This is a genomic window from Plantactinospora sp. CNZ320 (assembly GCF_002846275.1).
Window position 1 is genome coordinate 2692073 of record NZ_PJMP01000001.1, and the last position, 18281, is coordinate 2710353.

Annotated in this window: 17 protein-coding genes; 3 read left to right on the forward strand and 14 right to left on the reverse strand. The window is 72.7% G+C overall.

Annotated features, from left to right (window positions below; genetic code table 11):
• Positions 1–32: 32 nt before the first annotated feature.
• Both CLT71_RS11730 and yczR read right to left on the reverse strand, forming a co-directional pair.
• On the reverse strand, positions 33–431 hold the full coding sequence (locus tag CLT71_RS11730) for an NUDIX hydrolase (protein WP_101367125.1): 399 nt from the start codon (positions 429–431) through the stop codon (positions 33–35).
• 103 nt (positions 432–534) lie between these two features.
• Complete coding sequence (yczR, locus tag CLT71_RS11735; protein WP_101367126.1) at positions 535–1992, reverse strand: MocR-like transcription factor YczR; 1458 nt, start codon at positions 1990–1992, stop codon at positions 535–537.
• Positions 1993–2051: 59 nt separating this feature from the next.
• Between yczR and yczE the strand changes: the two genes are divergently transcribed.
• Both yczE and CLT71_RS11745 read left to right on the forward strand, forming a co-directional pair.
• Entirely contained in the window at positions 2052–2822 is a 771-nt protein-coding gene (gene yczE, locus CLT71_RS11740) for a membrane protein YczE (protein ID WP_486483213.1), read from the forward strand.
• Positions 2823–2957: 135 nt separating this feature from the next.
• Complete coding sequence (locus CLT71_RS11745; protein WP_101367127.1) at positions 2958–3413, forward strand: hypothetical protein; 456 nt, start codon at positions 2958–2960, stop codon at positions 3411–3413.
• Positions 3414–3500: 87 nt separating this feature from the next.
• Here CLT71_RS11745 and hisF read toward each other — a convergent pair whose 3' ends face one another.
• The 8 genes from hisF to hisD form a co-directional block, all read right to left on the reverse strand.
• Positions 3501–4271, reverse strand: coding sequence for an imidazole glycerol phosphate synthase subunit HisF (hisF, locus tag CLT71_RS11750; protein ID WP_101367128.1), 771 nt, complete (start codon positions 4269–4271; stop codon positions 3501–3503).
• 49 nt (positions 4272–4320) lie between these two features.
• Positions 4321–5046: a bifunctional 1-(5-phosphoribosyl)-5-((5-phosphoribosylamino)methylideneamino)imidazole-4-carboxamide isomerase/phosphoribosylanthranilate isomerase PriA gene (priA, locus tag CLT71_RS11755; RefSeq protein ID WP_101367129.1), complete on the reverse strand. Its 726-nt coding sequence runs from the start codon at positions 5044–5046 to the stop codon at positions 4321–4323.
• A gap of 40 nt (positions 5047–5086) precedes the next feature.
• Positions 5087–5413, reverse strand: coding sequence for a hypothetical protein (locus tag CLT71_RS11760; RefSeq protein ID WP_101367130.1), 327 nt, complete (start codon positions 5411–5413; stop codon positions 5087–5089).
• Between the two features lie 55 nt (positions 5414–5468).
• A complete protein-coding gene (hisH, locus tag CLT71_RS11765) occupies positions 5469–6089 on the reverse strand; it encodes an imidazole glycerol phosphate synthase subunit HisH (protein ID WP_101371368.1) in 621 nt (206 codons plus the stop codon).
• 17 nt (positions 6090–6106) lie between these two features.
• Positions 6107–6280 (reverse strand): hypothetical protein, encoded by a 174-nt coding sequence (locus CLT71_RS37430; RefSeq protein WP_199187578.1) that lies wholly within the window; start codon positions 6278–6280, stop codon positions 6107–6109.
• The gene (hisB, locus tag CLT71_RS11770; protein ID WP_486483214.1) at positions 6280–6894 is read right to left on the reverse strand and encodes an imidazoleglycerol-phosphate dehydratase; all 615 of its coding nucleotides are present in this window, start codon (positions 6892–6894) and stop codon (positions 6280–6282) included. The genes CLT71_RS37430 and hisB overlap by 1 nt, the downstream gene beginning before the upstream one ends.
• A gap of 71 nt (positions 6895–6965) precedes the next feature.
• A complete protein-coding gene (locus tag CLT71_RS11775; protein ID WP_101367132.1) occupies positions 6966–8072 on the reverse strand; it encodes a histidinol-phosphate transaminase in 1107 nt (368 codons plus the stop codon).
• A complete protein-coding gene (gene hisD, locus CLT71_RS11780; protein ID WP_101367133.1) occupies positions 8069–9403 on the reverse strand; it encodes a histidinol dehydrogenase in 1335 nt (444 codons plus the stop codon). The genes CLT71_RS11775 and hisD overlap by 4 nt, the downstream gene beginning before the upstream one ends.
• 473 nt (positions 9404–9876) lie before the next feature.
• Between hisD and CLT71_RS11785 the strand changes: the two genes are divergently transcribed.
• Positions 9877–10632 (forward strand): LON peptidase substrate-binding domain-containing protein, encoded by a 756-nt coding sequence (locus CLT71_RS11785; RefSeq protein WP_101367134.1) that lies wholly within the window; start codon positions 9877–9879, stop codon positions 10630–10632.
• Here the strand turns inward: CLT71_RS11785 and CLT71_RS11790 are convergent.
• The 4 genes from CLT71_RS11790 to CLT71_RS11810 form a co-directional block, all read right to left on the reverse strand.
• A complete protein-coding gene (locus CLT71_RS11790) occupies positions 10547–11335 on the reverse strand; it encodes a DUF2567 domain-containing protein (RefSeq protein ID WP_486483668.1) in 789 nt (262 codons plus the stop codon). The genes CLT71_RS11785 and CLT71_RS11790 overlap by 86 nt on opposite strands.
• 254 nt (positions 11336–11589) lie before the next feature.
• The gene (locus CLT71_RS11795; protein ID WP_486483215.1) at positions 11590–12501 is read right to left on the reverse strand and encodes a DUF559 domain-containing protein; all 912 of its coding nucleotides are present in this window, start codon (positions 12499–12501) and stop codon (positions 11590–11592) included.
• A 140-nt stretch (positions 12502–12641) separates the two neighbouring features.
• Positions 12642–16178, reverse strand: coding sequence for a DNA polymerase III subunit alpha (dnaE, locus tag CLT71_RS11800; RefSeq protein ID WP_101367135.1), 3537 nt, complete (start codon positions 16176–16178; stop codon positions 12642–12644).
• A 320-nt stretch (positions 16179–16498) separates the two neighbouring features.
• On the reverse strand, positions 16499–18226 hold the full coding sequence (locus CLT71_RS11810) for an AAA family ATPase (RefSeq protein WP_101367137.1): 1728 nt from the start codon (positions 18224–18226) through the stop codon (positions 16499–16501).
• Positions 18227–18281: the final 55 nt, after the last annotated feature.

The following is an 18281-nucleotide window of genomic DNA, read 5'->3' on the forward strand; positions in this document are numbered from 1 at the left end:
ACCGTACTCCCGCGTCCGGCGGCAGAAGCGGCTCAGCGCAGCTCGCCGCTGCCGTGGAAGTGGTCGAAGATGACCTGGTCCACCGGAGAGACCCGGTGCCGGTCGGCGTACCCGAGCCAGACGATCTCGGCGATCTCGTTGGCCGGTCGGAGCACTCCTCGATAATCCGCGGCGTAGCAGGTCATCCGGACGACGGTACCGGCCGGATGTCCGTGGGCCGGCGCCGCGAAGACGCCGACCGGCTCGGCGGTGCCGGGTAGGACGGCGACGCTGAGTTCCTCCTCGATCTCCCGTACCAGGGTTTCGAGGTCTGTCTCGCCGGGCTCCCGTTTGCCGCCCGGGAGGTAGTAGACATCCCTGCCGTGCGAGCGGGAGCTGAGGATCCGGCCCTCTTCCAGCCGGATCCAGGCGATCTTGTCGATCATCGTCATCGGGTCGATGATCGCAGCAGGTCCGGCCGGACGCCCCGGCGGGTGCCCGCTCGGCTCAGGCGCTCGCCACGGGCCCGCTCAGGCGAGCACACCACAGGTCCGCTCAGGCGATCACCACGGGCTCCCGCCACAGTGGACGCTCTACCCGGTCGATGTCGTACCGGACGGCCGCGATTCGGCGTACCGCCTCGGTCAGCTCGTGCGCGGGCAGCGTGAACGGCAGCCGGAGGAAGCGTTCCAGGGTGCCGTCGAGGCCGAACCGGGGACCGGGCGCGAGGCGTACCCCGACCTCCTCGGCCGCCCGGGCGAGCGCGCTGGCGATCGGCCCGTCCAGCTCGGCCCAGAGCGTCACCCCACCCGCCGGGGTCCGCACCCGCCAGTTCGGCAGTTCCACGCGGAGCGCGGCGAGCAGGGCGTCGCGCTGGGTGGCCAACTGTGCCCGGCGGTCGGCCACGATCGTCTCGGCGGCGGCGAGCAGCCGTACCGCGACCAGTTGGTCCAGCACCGGACCGGCCATGTCCACCCCGACCCGGGCCGCCGCCAGCCGCTGCACCTGGGGTGCCGAGGCGCGGATCCAGCCGATCCGCAGGCCGCCCCAGTACGGCTTGCTCATCCCGCCGATGGTGACGACCCGGGAGTGCCTGTCGAAGACGGCGGTCGGCGGGGGCACCTCGGTGCCGTCCAGTGCGAGGTCCACGAAGGACTCGTCGACCACCAGGTCGGTGCCGCTGGCGTGTGCGGTCGCCACCACCCGCTCGCGCAGCTCGGCCGGCATCAGGTGACCGGTCGGGTTCTGGAACTCGGGGATCAGGTAGGCCAACCGGGGACGGGTCTGCCGGAGGCTGCCCAGCAGCAGGTCGGCGTCCCAGCCCGTACCCTCGGTGGCGAGGCCGTGGGTGGCGATCCGGGCGCGGCGCGCGGCGAGCGCGGCGAGCGCGTTGGGATAGGTCGGCGATTCCACGAGTACGCTGCCGCCGGTCGGCAGGGCGAGCCGGAGTACCAGGTCGAGGGCGTGCTGCACCCCGTTGGTCACCATGATCTGCTCGGGGCTGGTGGGCAGGCCCCGCTCGGTGTAGCCCCGGGCCACCTCCGTGCGCAGCTCGACTATTCCGGTCGGGTGGTAGCCGGCGCCGCCCAGATAGCGGGGCAGGTCCTCGGCGGCGGCTCGGGCGGCCGAGGCGAGTTCGGCCGGGGCGGCCAGCGCGGCGCAGCCGAGGTCGATCATGTCCAGGTCGTCCTGCGGGGTCCAGAGTCCCGAACTGGCCACCCGGTGCCCGCCCGGCAGGGTGGTCCAACTGCCGGCGCCCCGCCTGCTGTTCAGGTGCCCGCTCTCCCGCAGTTCCCGGTAGGCGGCGGTGACGGTGGTCCGGCTCACCCGCAGTGCCTCGGCGAGTTCCCGCTCGGCCGGCAGCCGTACGCCCAGCGGCAGCCGGCCGTCCGCGAGCAGCCCGCGCACCGCGCCGGCCAGGGCGAGATAGTCGGGGCTGCGCCGGCGACCCGGAAGTGCGTGCCACTGGCCGAGCATCCGGCTGAGCTGAGCCCCTCGAACGAGGCTGGTCATAGCCACTCCACCCCGATTGGCCCTTCATAACCGCTGGATTGGCCCTCAGAGTGGCATGCATGGCAAGAATTGGCAACCGTGGCGACCGGCTCGTCCGGCGTCTCGGACAGCTCTACGTCGGCCTGACGCTCTACGGCGTCAGCATGGCGCTGATGGTCGAGGCGTCCCTCGGGCTCGACCCCTGGGATGTCTTCCACCAGGGACTGTCCCGGCTCACCGGAGCCTCGATCGGCACCGTGACCATCGCCGTCGGTGCCCTGGTGCTGCTGCTCTGGATCCCGCTGCGGCAGCGTCCCGGCCTCGGCACGGTGAGCAACGTGGTAGTCATCGGAATCGCCGTCGACGTCGCACTGGCCCTGCTGCCCACCGTCGAGGCACTGCCCACCCGGATCGGCTTCCTGGCCGCCGGCATCCTGCTCAACGGGATGGCGACCGGCCTCTACATCGGCGCCCGGTTCGGCCCCGGTCCGCGCGACGGCCTGATGACCGGGTACGTCGCCCGCCGGCCGCACCGGTCACTCCGGCTGGTCCGTACCGTGATCGAGGTCGCCGTACTGGCGATCGGGTTCGCCCTCGGCGGCCAGGTCGGGATCGGCACTGTCGTGTACGCCCTGGCCATCGGCCCGCTGGTGCACGCCTTCATCCCGATGTTCACGGTGCCGCCGGCCCAGTCCACCCCGGCGCCACCGGCCCAGTCCACCCCGGTGGCCCAGTCCGTCCCGGTCGCCGGGCCCGACCCGGGCGACCTGTCCCGGCCCGACCCGGGTGATCTGTCCCGGCCCGACCCGGGCGACCTGTCCCGGTCGGTGCGCGAGGCCGGCACCCGGTGACCGGCGCGGCGGGCCGAAAAAGATCGTCGATCTGTTCCGGATCATCCCACGTGGAGCGCCGGTCGCCCCCGTTCGACGGAATGAACCGGTGCGCAACGGTTCCGTCGGCTGGCGCGGCACGGCATCATTTCTCCCATGGGGGATGAGGGATGGCGTTGGTCCGACGCATGGATCTTCGTTTCGCTGGTCATCGCTGGTGGTGCCGGTCGGCACCGGCGGTCGAGCAGCACCCGGCGACCGGAGGGCGTCCGGCTCGCCGACGTGCTCTCCACCGCCGACCATCTCAACCGGGCCCTGCCGGCCCGGCACGAGATCGAGGCCGCGGTGCGCCGCCTGGTCGGCGCCGGCCTGATCACCGTCTCGGACGGCTGGTTCCGGGTCACCTCCGCCGGTGAGCACCTCTGGCGTACCCGGCCGCACGGCGGGCTCGCCACCACCGTCGAGACGGTGCACGGGGTGCTGACCCGGCGACACTCCCCCGGCAGCCACGACTGGGAACTCGCCGAGGACGAGCACGCCGCGGCGATTCAGGAGTACGCCGCCCGGTTCACCCTGCCGATGCCGCGCCGCTCCCCGGAGAACGGCGGATAGTCCGCCCGGCCCGACCAGCCGACCCACCCGACAGCGCTGCGGCGGTCGGGCCGCGACGGGTCAGCTCACCGGATGCCCGGACGTGGATCAGCGGACCGGATGCCCGGCGCCGCGCAGCGCGTCCTTGACCTCGCCGACACTCAACTCGCCGAAGTGGAAGACGCTGGCCGCCAGTACCGCGTCCGCGCCGGCCGCCACCGCCGGCGGAAAGTGGGCCACCGCGCCGGCCCCGCCGCTGGCCACCACCGGTACGTCCACCACCTGCCGCACCGCGGCGATCAACTCCAGGTCGAAGCCGGCCTTGGTGCCGTCGGCGTCCATCGAGTTGAGCAGGATCTCCCCGGCACCCAGTTCGGCGGCGCGGGCCGCCCAGCCGACCGCGTCGATCCCGGTGCCGCGCCGGCCACCGTGGGTGGTCACCTCGAACCCGCTCTCGGTGCCGGTCCCGGCCGGGGCACGCCGCACGTCAAGCGAGAGCACCAGCACCTGCCGCCCGAACCGCTCGGCGATCTCGGCGATCAGTTCCGGCCGGGCGATCGCGGCGGTGTTCACCCCCACCTTGTCCGCACCGGCCCGGAGCAGCACGTCGACGTCGGCGACCCGGCGTACGCCGCCGCCGACGGTGAGCGGGATGAAGACCGTCTCGGCGGTCCGGCGTACCACGTCGAGCATGGTGCCCCGGTCGTCCGAGGAGGCGGTGACGTCGAGGAAGGTCAGCTCGTCGGCACCCGCCTCGTCGTACGCCCCGGCCAGCTCGACCGGGTCGCCCGCGTCCCGCAGGTCGACGAAGTTGACCCCCTTGACGACCCGTCCCGCGTCCACGTCGAGGCAGGGGATCACCCGTACCGCCACAGTCATGAGCCGAGCCTAACCGGCACGGCCACGACCGCCTCCGCCGTGCGGACCATCATGCCGCCCGCAGCACGGCGAGGGCCTCGGCGACGGTGAACGCACCGGCGTAGAGCGCCTTGCCGGCGATCACGCCCTCCACCCCGATCGGTTCCAGCGTGGCGAGCGCCCGCAGGTCGTCCAGGGTCGAGACGCCGCCGGAGGCGATCACCGGGGCGTCGGTACGGGCACAGACCTCGCGCAGCAGGTCGAGGTTGGGGCCGCGCATCATGCCGTCCTTGGTGATGTCGGTCACCACGTAACGTGCCGCGCCCGCCTTGTCCAGCCGCTCCAGCACCTCGAACAGGTCGCCGCCGTCCCGGGTCCAGCCCCGGGCCGAGAGGGTACGCCCGCGCACGTCCAGCCCGATCGCCACCCGGTCGCCGTACTCGCCGACGACCCGGTCGCACCACTGCGGGTCCTCCAGGGCGGCGGTGCCGATGTTGACCCGGGCCGCCCCGGTGGCCAGCGCCGCCCGCAGCGACTCGTCGTCCCGAATCCCGCCGGAGAGTTCCACCGAGACGTCGAGCCGGCCGACCACCTCGGCCAGCAGCTCGGCGTTCGAGCCCCGGCCGAACGCGGCGTCGAGGTCGACCAGGTGGATCCATTCGGCGCCGTCGCGCTGCCAGGCCAGGGCCGCCTCCAGTGGCTCGCCGTAGCTGGTCTCACTGCCGGCGGCGCCCTGGACCAGGCGGACCGCCTGGCCGTTCGCGACATCGACGGCGGGAAGCAGGGTCAGGCTCAACGTGCTCTCCTCGGTTGGCGAAACGACTGTGCTGGTGGGCTCAGGTCCGGCGGCCCAGCGCGATCACCACGACCGCCGGCAGCACCAGCAGCAGCAGCGCGATCAGGGCGAGCCGCAGGGCCAGGTCGTCGACGAGCAGCCAGATGACGATCACCGCCGCACCGGAGAGTGCGACCACTCCGGCCCGCTCGCCCCGGCTGCGCCGCGCGAACAACCGTCCGGTACGCCGGTCCGGCAGTCGCGGGGTGAGCCGGCGCAGCAACGTACGGCGGCGTTGCCGGCGGGCGACCCGCCTCGCCCGGGCGGCCCGCTCCCGTTCCGCCTCGGCGAGCCGGATCGCGCGGCGGCGGGCCCGTTCCTTGCTCACCGGGCGACACCCGCCCCGGCACGGCGGCCCGGAACTCCCCGGGTCCGGGGCGCCGTCACAGCGTGGCCAGCCAGTTGTGCAGCAGGATCCGGCCGGCCTCGGCGGACTTCTCGGGATGGAACTGGGCTGCCGAGAGCGGCCCGCGCTCCACCGCAGCCACGAACCGGCCACCGTGCTCGGCCATGGTCGGCAATGCACCGGCGGCGGCGAGTACGCCCGTGTCGGTCGAGGCGTAGGAGTGCACGAAGTAGAAGCGGGCGTCAGACGGCAGACCGGCGAAGAGCCGGGACTCCGGCGGTGCCGCGACGGTGTTCCAGCCCATGTGCGGCACCCGCTCGGCAGTCAGCCGGGTCACCCCGCCGGGCAGCAGCCCGAGCCCCTTGGTGACGAGGCCGTGCTCCTCGCCGTACTCGAAGAGGATCTGCATGCCGACGCAGATGCCGAGCACCGGGCGGCCCGCCGCGACCCGCTCGGCGATCACCGGACCGGCCCGCAGCGCCTCGATCCCGGCCATGCAGGCGGCGTAGGCGCCGACCCCGGGCACCACCAGGCCGTCGGCGGCGGCCGCCGCGTCGAGGTCGTCGGTGACCGTCACCTCGGCGCCGGCCCGGGCCACCGCCCGCTGCGCGGAGCGCAGGTTGCCGGAGCCGTAGTCCAGCACCACCACCCGGGGCAGTGCCGGCGCCTCGGCGGTCATCCACCCTCCCCGGGTACGAGCCAGAGCACACCACCGGCGGTGGCGAGCAGGGCGAGCAGGCCCACGATCCAGAGCACCCGCTGCGGTGCGCCCTGGCGGTGCAGCGACCAGGCGCCACCGATCAGCACGCCACCCAGTGCGAAGAGCGCCACCGGCAGGACGATGTCCATCAGAGCAGCCCCTTGGTGCTCGGCACCACGCCGGCCGACCGGGGATCGATGGCCACCGCCTCGCGCAGCGCCCGGGCGACCGCCTTGAACTGCGCCTCCACCACGTGGTGCGCGTCCGGGTGCCCGCCGGGCCGGGCTGCCCGGAGCACCGACACGTGCAGGGTCAACCGGGCGGACTGGCCGAAGGACTCCCAGATGTGCCGGGTCATGCTGGTCGGATAGACCGGCCCGATGTACGGGGCGAGCGGCGGCTCGTCGTGCACCACGTACGGCCGGCCGGAGAGGTCGACGGCGGCCCGGACCAGCACCTCGTCCATCGGGATGGTGGCCGAGCCGTACCGCCGGATGCCGGCCTTGTTGCCGAGGGCCTCTTCGAAGGCGGTGCCGAGAGCCAGCGAGGTGTCCTCGATGGTGTGATGGGCGTCGATCTCCAGGTCGCCGACCGTGTGCACGGTCAGGTCGAAACCGCCGTGCCGGGCGATCTGGTGCAGCATGTGGTCGTAGAAGCCGACCCCGGTGGTGATGTCGGCCTGTCCGGAGCCGTCGAGATCCAGCTCGACGAGCACCTTGGTCTCGGCCGTGGTCCGCTCGACCCGGGCGGTTCTGCTGCTCACGGTAGGACCTTTCGCTGTCCGGGGCGGCCGACCGGGTGTCCGGGTCGGCCGACCTGCTGTTCGGTAACGCATCACGCCGTCCCGGAGCCGGTCGGATCGGAGCTGGTCGGCACCGATTCTAGGGCGCGGAAGAAGGCGTCGGTCTCCTCCGGCGTGCCTGCGGTGACCCGCAGCCAGCCGGGCAGCCCGACATCGCGGACCAGCACGCCGTGGTCGAGCAGTGCCCGCCAGGCGACCCGCTGGTCGCCGCCGACGGCGAAGAGCACGAAGTTGGCGTCGCTGTCGGCGACCGTCCGGCCGGACGAACGCAGCCCGGCCACGATCCGGTCCCGCTGCTCCTTGATCGCCTCGACCGTGCCGAGCAGCAGGTCCCGGTGTGCCAGGGCCGCCCGGGCGGCGGCCTGGGTGAGCGCCGAGAGGTGGTAGGGCAGCCGGACGAGCTGCACCGCGTCCACCACCGCCGGATCGGCGGCGAGATAGCCGAGCCGCCCACCGGCGAAACCGAACGCCTTGCTCATGGTCCGGGTCACCACCAGCCGGGGGTGGCCGGGCAGCAGAGCCAGCGCGGTCGGGGTGCCGGGGCGGGCGAACTCGGCGTACGCCTCGTCCACCACCACCATCCCGGGCGCCTCGGCCAGCACCGCGTCCAGCACCGCCGGGTCCAGGGCGGTGCCGGTCGGGTTGTTCGGCGAGCAGAGGAAGACCAGATCCGGCTGGTACTCGCGGACCTGCGCGACGGCGTCGGCGACGGTCAACCCGAAGTCGGTGCCCCGGGCGCCGTCCCGCCAGGTCGTGCCGGTGCCGGTGGCCAGCAGCGGATGCATCGAGTACGCCGGGGTGAAGCCGAGCGCCGTCCGCCCCGGCCCACCGAAGACCTGCAACAGTTGCTGCTGGACCTCGTTGGACCCGTTCGCCGCCCAGACGTTGGCGGTGCCGAGCCCGTGCCCGAGATAGTCGGCGAGGTCGGCCCGGAGCGCCACCGCGTCCCGGTCGGGATAGCGGTTCAGATCCCGCAGCTCGGCCGCGACCGCCTTGCCGATCGCCTCCACCACCGCCTCCGGCAGCGGGTACGAGTTCTCGTTGGTGTTCAGCCGCACCGGCACGTCGAGCTGCGGCGCACCGTACGGGCTGCGTCCGCGCAGGTCGTCGCGGATCGGCAGGTCGGAAAGGGAGATCACGTCGCCGCCCCGTCGACACTCTCCGGGAACCGGACCCGCACCGCCTGGCCGTGCGCGGGCAGATCCTCCACGGCGGCAAGTGTCACCACGTGCCGGGCGGTGTCCCGGAGCGCCGCCTCGTCGTATTCGACGATGTGGATGCCGCGCAGGAAGGACTGCACCGAGAGCCCCGAGGAGTGCCGGGCACAGCCGCCGGTCGGCAGCACGTGGTTGGAGCCGGCGCAGTAGTCGCCGAGCGACACCGGCGCGTACGGGCCGACGAAGATCGCCCCGGCGTTGCGTACCCGCATCGCCCACTCGCGGGCGTCCCGGGTCTGGATCTCCAGGTGCTCGGCGGCGTAGAGGTCGACCACCCGCAGTCCCGCCGCCAGGTCGTCGACCAGCACCGCACCGCTCTGCGGCCCGCCGAGCGCGGTGCTGATCCGGTCGGCGTGCTTGGCCTCGGGCACCTGCCGGCGCAGCTCCCGGTCGACCGCCTCGACCAGCTCCACCGACGGCGTGACAAGCACGCTCGCGGCCAGCGGATCGTGCTCGGCCTGGCTGATCAGGTCGGCCGCCACGTGCACCGGGTCGGCCGTCTCGTCGGCGAGTACGGCGATCTCGGTCGGGCCGGCCTCGGCGTCGATCCCGACCACACCCCGGAGCAGCCGCTTGGCGGCGGTGACCCAGATGTTGCCCGGTCCGGTGATCATGTCGACCGGCTCGCACCGGGTCTGCCCGTCCGCGTCCGTCGTCGCCCCGTACGCCAGCATGGCGATCGCCTGGGCACCGCCGACCGCGTACACCTCGTCGACGCCGAGCAGCGCGCAGGCGGCGAGCACCCGGGCGTCGGGCAGGCCGCCGAACTCCTGCTGCGGCGGGCTCGCCACCACCAGCGAGCGGACGCCGGCCGCCTGGGCCGGCACGACGTTCATCACCACGGTCGAGGGGTACATCGCGAGGCCGCCGGGGACGTAGAGCCCGACCCGGTCGACCGGGACCCAGCGCTCGGTGACAGTGCCGCCCGGCACCACCTCGGTGGTCACGTCGGCCCGCCGCTGGTCGGCGTGCACCCGGCGGGCCCGGTCGATCGACTCGACCAGCGCGGCCCGGACCTCCGGCTCCAGCGTCGACTCGGCCTCGGTGATCGCCTCGGCAGGCACCCGGAACCGGTCCAGCCGCAGGCCGTCGAGCCGATGGGTGGCGTCCTGGATCGCCGCGAAACCATGCTCGCGGACCGCCTCCACGATCGGGCGGATCTTCTCCACCGCCACGGAGACGTCGAGCTGGGCACGGGGCAGCAGCGAGCGTGGGTCACGCCAACCGCCGCGCAGGTCGATCCGGTTCAACACCCTTGGCAGTCTATTCGGCGCCCACCGATCGGACCGCGTCCGCCCAGCCGGCGGGACGGTGACCCGGGCCACCCCCTTTGCCGGGGGCGTACGCCGGCACGCCGTGGCGGCTCCGCGCCGCCGGCCGGTGGGCTTCAACCTGCCCCGGCCGCTGCCGCTCGCTCGGGCGGAACGGGACCGACCGGACGGAACGGGGACCGGACGCAGGGACCGGACGGGCGGAAGGACAGGACAGCGGGACCGACCGGGTGGGACGGGACCGGACAGCGGGGCCGGGCGGGTGGAACGGGACCGGACAGCGGGACCGGGCGGGTGGCACGAACGTCGACGGGACCGGGCGGGTGGCACGAACGTCGACGGGACCGGACGGGTGGCACGAGGGTCGACGGGACCGGACGGGCGGGGCCGACCGGTGGCAGGATCGCCCCCGGCGGGGCGGTTCACCGCCGGGGGCGACGGGCTAGGCTCGGACGGTGGACGCGCGGCTGCCGGTGTTTCCGCTCGGGACGGTGCTCTTTCCCGGCTTGGTCCTGCCGTTGCACATTTTCGAGGCGCGCTATCTGGAGTTGATGCGGCACCTGCGCGGCCTGCCGGACGGCACGCCCCGGGAGTTCGGGGTGGTCGCCATCCGCAGCGGCGGGTCGGCGACGGTCTCCGCCGGCCCCGAAGCCGAGTCCCGGCCCGGTCCGGAAGAGCGGTCGGACCAGTCGGAGCTGACCGACCAGCGCCCTGACGGTCCGCCGGTCTCCCTGCACGACGTCGGTTGTACCGCCGAGCTGCGGCAGGTCACCGAGCTGCCGGACGGTCGGCTGGACATCGTCACCGTGGGCCGCCGACGGTTCCGGATCGCCCGGGTCGAGGAGGGCGGCACGCCGTACCTGACCGCCGAGGTGGAGTGGCTGCCGGAGCCGGTCGGGCAGGAGCAGCTCGCCGACCTGCTGGCGCCCCGGGTACTCGCGGTCTTCCGGCGCTATCTCACGCTGGTCCGGGACGACCCGGAGGAGCTTGCCGAGCAGTTGCCGGACGACCCGACAGTGCTGTCCCACCTGGTGGCCGCGACCGCCGCGCTGACCCTCACCGACCGGCAGCGCCTGCTGGCGACGCCGGACACCGCCGGCCGGCTGAGCGCGGAACTCCGGCTGCTCAATCGCGAGGCGGCTCTGCTGCGCCAGGTACGGGCGGTGCCGGTGCCACTGGCGGAGCTGGCGGTACCGGCAAGTCCCAACTGACCGGCCGGGATGCCGGCTCGACCTCGGGGTGGAACACCGGCTCGGCCTCGGGGCGCAGTCCGGGGTAACGGGACCAGCCGGCGAGCAGGGTGTACGTCACCACCGTGCCGAACGCCGGCACCAGCAGGTCCCCGATGACTGGGATGAACCCGAGCAGCAAGTCGTACTGCCCGCCGTACAGGTCCGGCGGCTTGCTGAACGTCGCCCCGGGCGGGGCGCTGGCGAGCAGCCGCTCGTAGCCGGCGAGGCCGATCTGCCGACCGATCTGCCAGGCGAGTACGGCGGCGCCGAGCATGCCGAGCACCGCCACCAGCATGCCGACCGGTCCCCGGCGCCGGCGCAGCAGCAGCCACACCGCGATCGCGGCCAGCACACCGAGAGCGAACCCGAGCAGGCTGAACCAGCCGTCAGCGGCGATGAACTCCTCCGGCTGCGACGCGGCCAGCAGCGCGCCGTCCTCGGTCTGCACCACCGGCACACCGGGCGACACGGCCGACCAGAGCAGGCCGAACGGGACCCCCAACAGGATCAGCGCCAGCAGCGCCGCGACGCTGGCCGCCCCGCCCCGCAGCCGCCCCCCGGCCGGATCGCCCCCGCCCGGAGACGGGACGACGGGGTACCCGAGCGGAGCCGGCCCGGCACCCTCCGAGGGCGCAGAGCCGTCCGAGCCTGCCGGCGTTTGTGGCGGCACCCCGACGCCCACCGGTTCGACGCCGGACGCGGGGGGCGGGGCAGGTGGGGTCGATGTCGACGGGGGGCGGTGGTCGTCGCCGTCGTCAAACGTGCCGTCGGGACGGCTGGTTGCCGGACTCACCAAATGATCCTCTCAGGCCCGGCGCACGGTCGGAGTCCCGGTACAGGAAACCGCCCAACCTGGTCGGTAGGCAGCGCGATGTGCCGCTAGAAATCGATGTGAGCCCGCGCAGTTCTGTCGACGGACGTTACGGCAAGGAGTGTTCACGAACTCTCGCGCCAGCCTGCCGCTTCGAGGGCGGCGCGCACCTGTGCCACCACGTACTCGGGTTTGCGGCGCACGTCAAAGGCGGTGAAGCGCAGGATGCGGTCGCCGGCCACCCAGATCTCGTTCTGGCGACGCAGGTCCGCGGCCCAGTGTCGGGCATCCATGTGGTGCGCGCCGTCGACCTCGGCGTGCAGCCGCCACCGCCGCCAGTAGGCGTCGAGATACCGGACCCGACCGCTCGCGTCCGTACGACGCTCCTGCTGATCCGGCACCGGTATCCGGTGACGGCGGCAGAGCCGGACAAAGTCGATCTCGGAGAGCGCCTCCGCTCCGCCCGCGATGTCTGCCATCGTCTGCCGCATCAGCGCCCGCCGTCGCACCCGGGGCATCCGCGCGAGCACCGCATGAATCTCGGCCGGCGTGACACGTCGTTGCTGGCAGCCGGCCGCGAGGATCACCTGCGCCTCGTCGTCGGTGCGCGCCCACTGCGCCGCGTCGACGAGGGCACGGGCCATCGTGGTGCGATCCGGCCGGCCCCGCTGGCGGTCGGCGTCGGGCAGGTGCCGGGTCCGGCGTACGCGTACGGCCGGCAGCCCCAGCGGCAACCGACGCAACAGGTTCGGCGCTCCCTTACCGTACGGAACGAGCACGTCGACCACGTCGCTACGCCACGTCCCACGTAGCCCGCCGGCGCGGGCCGACGCCAGACCGGCGAGAAGCGCGCCGTCACCGGCGGCGAGCACCGCCACCCACCACTGCTGCTCACGCGTGAACTGGCCGTTCTGCGTTATCAACAGATTGTGTGCCACCCGGCGCCAGCGGCCGGTGTTGAGCAGGTGCCGCACCTTCGAGGGAGTCAGCTCGGCAACAGCCTGACTCCAGGTGACCACCCCCGCCTGCTCGAACAACAACCACTCCAGCCCGCTAGCCTCATCATCCGGCACCCGCACCCGGCAATCAAACAGTGGTTTGTGCGCGGTGACTGTCGCTACCACGACATCCAGCACGCACAAACCGCCGCGCCTCGCGGCGCGAGGCGCGGGGGGGGTCAGCCGGCGACGGCGCTCGGGCCGAGCAGCGCCTTGAGGTCGGCCATCAGCGCGGTGGTGGGCGCCACCCGGAGCGGGCTGAGCCGCAGCAGGGTGGCCCGGGAGCCGTTGACCAGCTTGACGTGCACCTCGGCCGAGCCGGGATGGCTGGCCAGCACCTCGCGGAGCCGTTCCACAAGCGGCGGCGTGCAGCGGGACGGCGGCAGGGCCAGCACCACCGGCTTCACCTCGTCCGGTGCGGTGATGTCGGGCATCGACAGGTCCATCGCCATCAGCCGGGGCTGGTCGTCGCGGCGGTCGACCCGGCCCTTGACCACCACGATCGCGTCCTCGGCGATGTACTGCCCGACCAGCTCGTAGGTGTTCGGGAAGAAGAGCACCTCGACCGCGCCGCCGAGGTCCTCCAGGGTCGCCGAGGCCCACGCCCGGCCCTGCTTGGTGATCCGGCGCTGCACCCCGGAGAGGATGCCGGCCAGGTTGACCACCTGCCCGTCGGCGACCCCGCCCTCCTCGGCCAGCGCCGCGATTGACATGTCGGCGGCGGCGGCCAGCACGTGCTCGACACCGAAGAGCGGATGGTCGGAGACATAGAGGCCGAGCATCTCGCGCTCGAAGGTGAGCAGGTCGGTCTTGTCCCACTCGCCGCTCGGGATCGGCGGGGTCACCACCATGCCGCCCCCACCGCCGTCATCGCCGCCGCCGAACGCGTCGCCGAAGAGGTCGTACTGGCCGACCGCCTCGTTGCGCTTGAGCGCGATGAACGAGTCGATCGCGTCGGTGTGTACGGCGAGCAGCCCCTTGCGGGTGTGCCCGAGCGAGTCGAACGCCCCCGACTTGATGAGTGATTCGATGGTGCGCTTGTTGCAGGCCACCGCGTCGACCTTGCGCAGGTAGTCGTAGAAGTCGGTGAACTTGCCCTTCTCCTTGCGGGCCCGCCGGATCGACTCGACCACGTTCGCGCCGACGTTGCGGACCGCGCCGAGCCCGAACCGGATGTCCTTGCCGACCGCGGCGAACCGGGCGTTGGACTCGTTCACGTCCGGCGGCAGCACCTTGATGCCCATCCGCCGGCACTCGGCCAGGTAGACCGCCGACTTGTCCTTGTCGTCGCCGACGGAGGTGAGCAGTGCGCTCATGTACTCCGCCGGGTAGTTCGCCTTGAGGTAGGCGGTCCAGTAGGAGACCACGCCGTACGCCGCGCTGTGCGCCTTGTTGAACGCGTAGTCGGAGAACGGGACCAGGATGTCCCAGAGGGTCTTGATCGCCGCGTCGCTGTAGCCGTTTGCCTTCATGCCGGCGGCGAAGGGCGCGAACTCCTTGTCGAGGATCTCCTTCTTCTTCTTGCCCATCGCCCGGCGCAGCAGGTCTGCTTTGCCGAGCGAGTAGCCGGCCACCTTCTGGGCGATCGCCATTACCTGCTCCTGGTAGACGATCAGCCCGTAGGTGTCACCGAGGATGTCCTGCAACGACTCGGCGAGTTCGGGGTGGATCGGTACCACCGGCTTGCGGTTGTTCTTGCGGTCGGCGTACTCGTTGTGCGCGTTCGCGCCCATCGGACCGGGCCGGTAGAGCGCGCCGACCGCCGAGATGTCCTCGAAGTTGTCCGGTGCCATCGACCGCAGCAGCGCCCGCATCGGGCCGCCGTCGAACTGGAACACCCCGAGGGTGTCACCCCGGCCGAGCAGGGCGTACGTCGCCTTGTCGTCCAGCGGCAGGTCCTCCAGCACCAGGTTCTCGCCCCGGTTCTCCCGGATCGCCTCGAGCGCGTCGTCCATGATGGTCAGGTTGCGCAGGCCCAGGAAGTCCATCTTGAGCAGGCCGATGGTCTCGCAGGCACCCATGTCCCACTGGGTGATGATCGAGCCGTCCTGCTCGCGCTTCTGGATCGGCAGCACGTCCACCAGCGGGTCCCGGGACAGGATCACCCCGGCCGCGTGCACCCCCCACTGCCGCTTCAGCCCCTCCAGGCCCTTGGCGGTGTCGACGACCTTGCGTACCTCGCCGTCGCCGTCGTAGAGCTGCCGGAACTCCGCCGCCTCCTGGTAGCGCGGGTGCCCGGGGTCGAAGATGCCGCCGAGCGGGATGTCCTTGCCCATCACCGCCGGGGGCATCGCCTTGGTGATCCGGTCGCCCATCGCGAACGGGTACCCGAGGACCCGGGCCGCGTCCTTGATCGCCGCCTTCGCCTTGATGGTGCCGTACGTGATGATCTGCGCGACCCGCTCCTCGCCGTACTTCTCCGTGGCGTAGCGGATCATGTCGCCGCGCCTACGCTCGTCGAAGTCCATGTCGATGTCGGGCATCGACACGCGATCGGGGTTGAGGAAGCGCTCGAAGAGCAGGCCGTGCGCCATCGGGTCCAGTTCGGTGATGCCGAGCGCGTACGCGATCAGGGCGCCCGCCGCCGAACCACGGCCCGGCCCGACCCGGATCCCCTCCCGCTTGGCGTACGCGACCAGGTCGGCGGTGACCAGGAAGTAGCCCGGGAAGCCCATCTTGAGGATGACGCCGAGTTCGTACTCGGCCTGCTGCCGACGGTCCTCCGGCACCCCGTCCGGGAAGCGCCGCTCCAGCCCGCGCATCACCTCCTTGCGCAGGTACGTCTCCTCGGTCTCGCCGGCCGGCACCGGGAACTGCGGCATCAGGTTGCGCGGGGCGAACAGCTCCGAGTAGTCGCCGATCCGTTCCGCGATCTCCAGCGTGCTGTCGCAGGCCCCCGGCACCTCCGAGTCCCAGAGCGCGCGCATCTCGGCCGCCGACTTCAGATAGAAGTCCCGCGCGTCGAACTTGAACCGCTTCGGGTCGGCGAGCGTCGAGCCGGACTGCACGCAGAGCAGCACCTCGTGCGCGTCGGCGTCCTTCTCGTAGGTGTAGTGCAGGTCGTTGGTGGCCACCGGCTTGAGGTTGAGCTTCTTGCCCAGCCGGATCAGGTCCTGCCGGATCCGGGTCTCGATGTCGAGCCCGTGATCCATCACCTCCAGGTAGTAGTTGTCCGCCCCGAAGATGTCCCGGAACTCCGCCGCCGACTCGCACGCCTTGTCGAAGTTGCCGATCCGCAGCCAGGTCTGCACCTCGCCGGAGGGGCAGCCGGTGGTGGCGATGATCCCCTTGCCGTACTGGTGCAGCAGTTCCCGGTCGGCCCGCGGCTTGAAGTAGTAGCCCTCCAGGCTCGATCGCGAGTTCAGCCGGAACAGGTTCCGCAGGCCGTCCGCATCCCCGGCGATCATCGTCATGTGGGTGTACGCCCCACCGCCGGAGACGTCGTTCTCGCCACCGTCGGCCCAGCGGACCCGGGTCCGTTCCCGCCGGTCGGTCCCCGGGGTCAGGTACGACTCGACCCCGATGATCGGCTTCACTCCGGCGGCCGTGGCCTGCTTGTGGAAGTCGTACGCCCCGAAGAGGTTGCCGTGGTCGGTCATCGCCAGGGCCGGCATGCCCAGCCGGTTGGTCTCGGCGAACAACTCCTTGAGTCGGGCCGCCCCGTCGAGCATCGAGTACTCGGTGTGCACGTGCAGGTGCACGAACGAGTCAGACACCCCAGGGCCCCCTTCCCCTCATGCGGCTGCCGACCGGCACCCCGACGAAAACTCGACGGCGGCTGCCGGTCACCCAGCGACGCATCCCCCAAACGGCACCACGCAGCGCCGGGCGAGCGTGGGCCGGACGGCACGGTCCGTGCCCCGACGGCGGGGCCGCCCCTCGCGGCGCGACCGCCGGCACCCGAGCCTAGCCTCAGGGCCTCCCGGTCTCCAGCCTTGACACTCCCTCGGCGACCTGCCCCACACATCCGCCCTGCCCGTTAGGAAGGGGCCCTTGTACGACAGAAAGCGATAAGCGGGGGCCCTTCCTTACACCGTCAGCGGGCGAACGGCTCCAGCATCATCGACGCCGCCTGGAGCCACGCGTCCCGGGTCTCCTGCGCCAGTTGGGCGTACTCGATCGAGGAGCCGGTCTCCAGCGCCGGGTCGTACGGCACCACCGCCACCGCGCGGGTCCGGGTGGCGAAGTGCCGCTTCAGGTCGTCCAGCAGCGGCGAGCGGCCCGGCGTCGGGCAGGAGAGCAGGGTGACCGCGTTGTCGGCCAGCTCGCCCATGCCGATGTCGTGCAGCAGGTCCAGCATCCAGTCGGCGGTGTAGGCGGCGTCCTCCCGGGGCACCGTGGTCACCACCAGCTGGTCGGCGGCGCGCAGCACCGTCTGCCAGTTGGAACTCTCCACGTTGTTGCCGGTGTCGACACAGATCACGTCGTGGGTGCGGCGGAGCAGTTCCAGCACCCGCCGGACGGTGTGCTGGTCGAGACGATGGGCGAACCGGGGACTCTCCTCGCCGGCCAGCACGTCGTACGAGCCGTCGGAGGCGTGCCGGAGATAGTCGTCGAGCCGGTCGAGCAACTGGGTACTCGGCAGCGCCTCGATCTCGATCAGGTCGGCGACCAGGTGCCGGATCGTACGGGCGTGCCGGGCGCTACCGGCCCGCAGGCCGAGGGTGCCGCGCAGTTCGTTGTCGTCCCAGGCGAGCACGCCACGGCCGCGTACGCTGCCCACCGTCGCCGCGGCGAGCACCGTCGCGGTGGTCTTGTGCACACCGCCCTTCGGGTTGGCGAAGGCGACCACCCGGGGTGAGCCGAGTTCGCGGCGCAACACGTTGCGGGCGCGCTCCACCTCGGGGTCGGCCGACCGCTGCTGCCGGCTCGGATAGGGCTCGACGCTGGCCCGGCGGGACACCGGGGCGTACCCGACGTCCACCGCCGGATAGCCGGCGGCCGGCGGATGTCCCGGTGCCGGGCCGGGTGGCGGGATGACGGGCGGGGCGGCCGGCGGCGCCAGCGAGCCGCGCTGCGCCGGAACCGACCGACCGGCGGGCGGCGGCACCGCCCGCTGTGCCGGGGGCGGCTCGCCGCGACGGCCCGGTGGCGGCGGGCTGGGCAGGGCCGGTCGCGGCGCCGGCACCACCGGCGGCGGGGGCTGGTAGCCGCTGCCGAGGGCGGCATAGCGGGACTCGCCGGGAAAGTCCGGACCCGGTTCCGGCCGGTACGGCTCACCCGGCTCCGGCCGGTACGGCTCCCCAGGCTCCGGGCGGTACGGCTCTACCGGCTCCGGCCGGTAGCCGGGGTCCGGCCGGTAGCCGCCGGGCGGATAACCGGGCTCCCGCCGGTCGGGGCCGGTCCGGTAGTCCGGGCCGGGACGGTAGCCGGGCTCCGCGGGGTGCACCGGCCCGGGACGGTATCCGGGGTCGGCCGGGCGTGCGGCACCGAAGCCGGGATCTGGCCGGTACCCCTCCTCCAGGGCGGCGTAGCGGGACTCCCCCGGATAACCGGCGCCGCCGTAACCTGCCGGCTCCGGATAACCGGGCCGGGCCGGGTGCCCCGGGGCCGGCGGGCGAGGGTCGGGCTCGGGCCTGTTCGGGTACCCGTTACCGGCGAACCGGCCGGTCGAGCCGCCCTCGGCAGGCGGCTCCGGCCCGGCTCGCTCGTCGAGAACCCGCTGCTCGTCGGTGCGACCGCCGTGCAGGGCCCGGTCGAGCAGCGCCCGCCAACGCGGCGCTGATTCCGCCGGCCGGCCCCAGCCGGTCTCGGTGCCGTCCACGGCTCGCCCCTCCCAGCACCATCGGTCCCCGCCCTGACAGGCTACGAAGCAAACC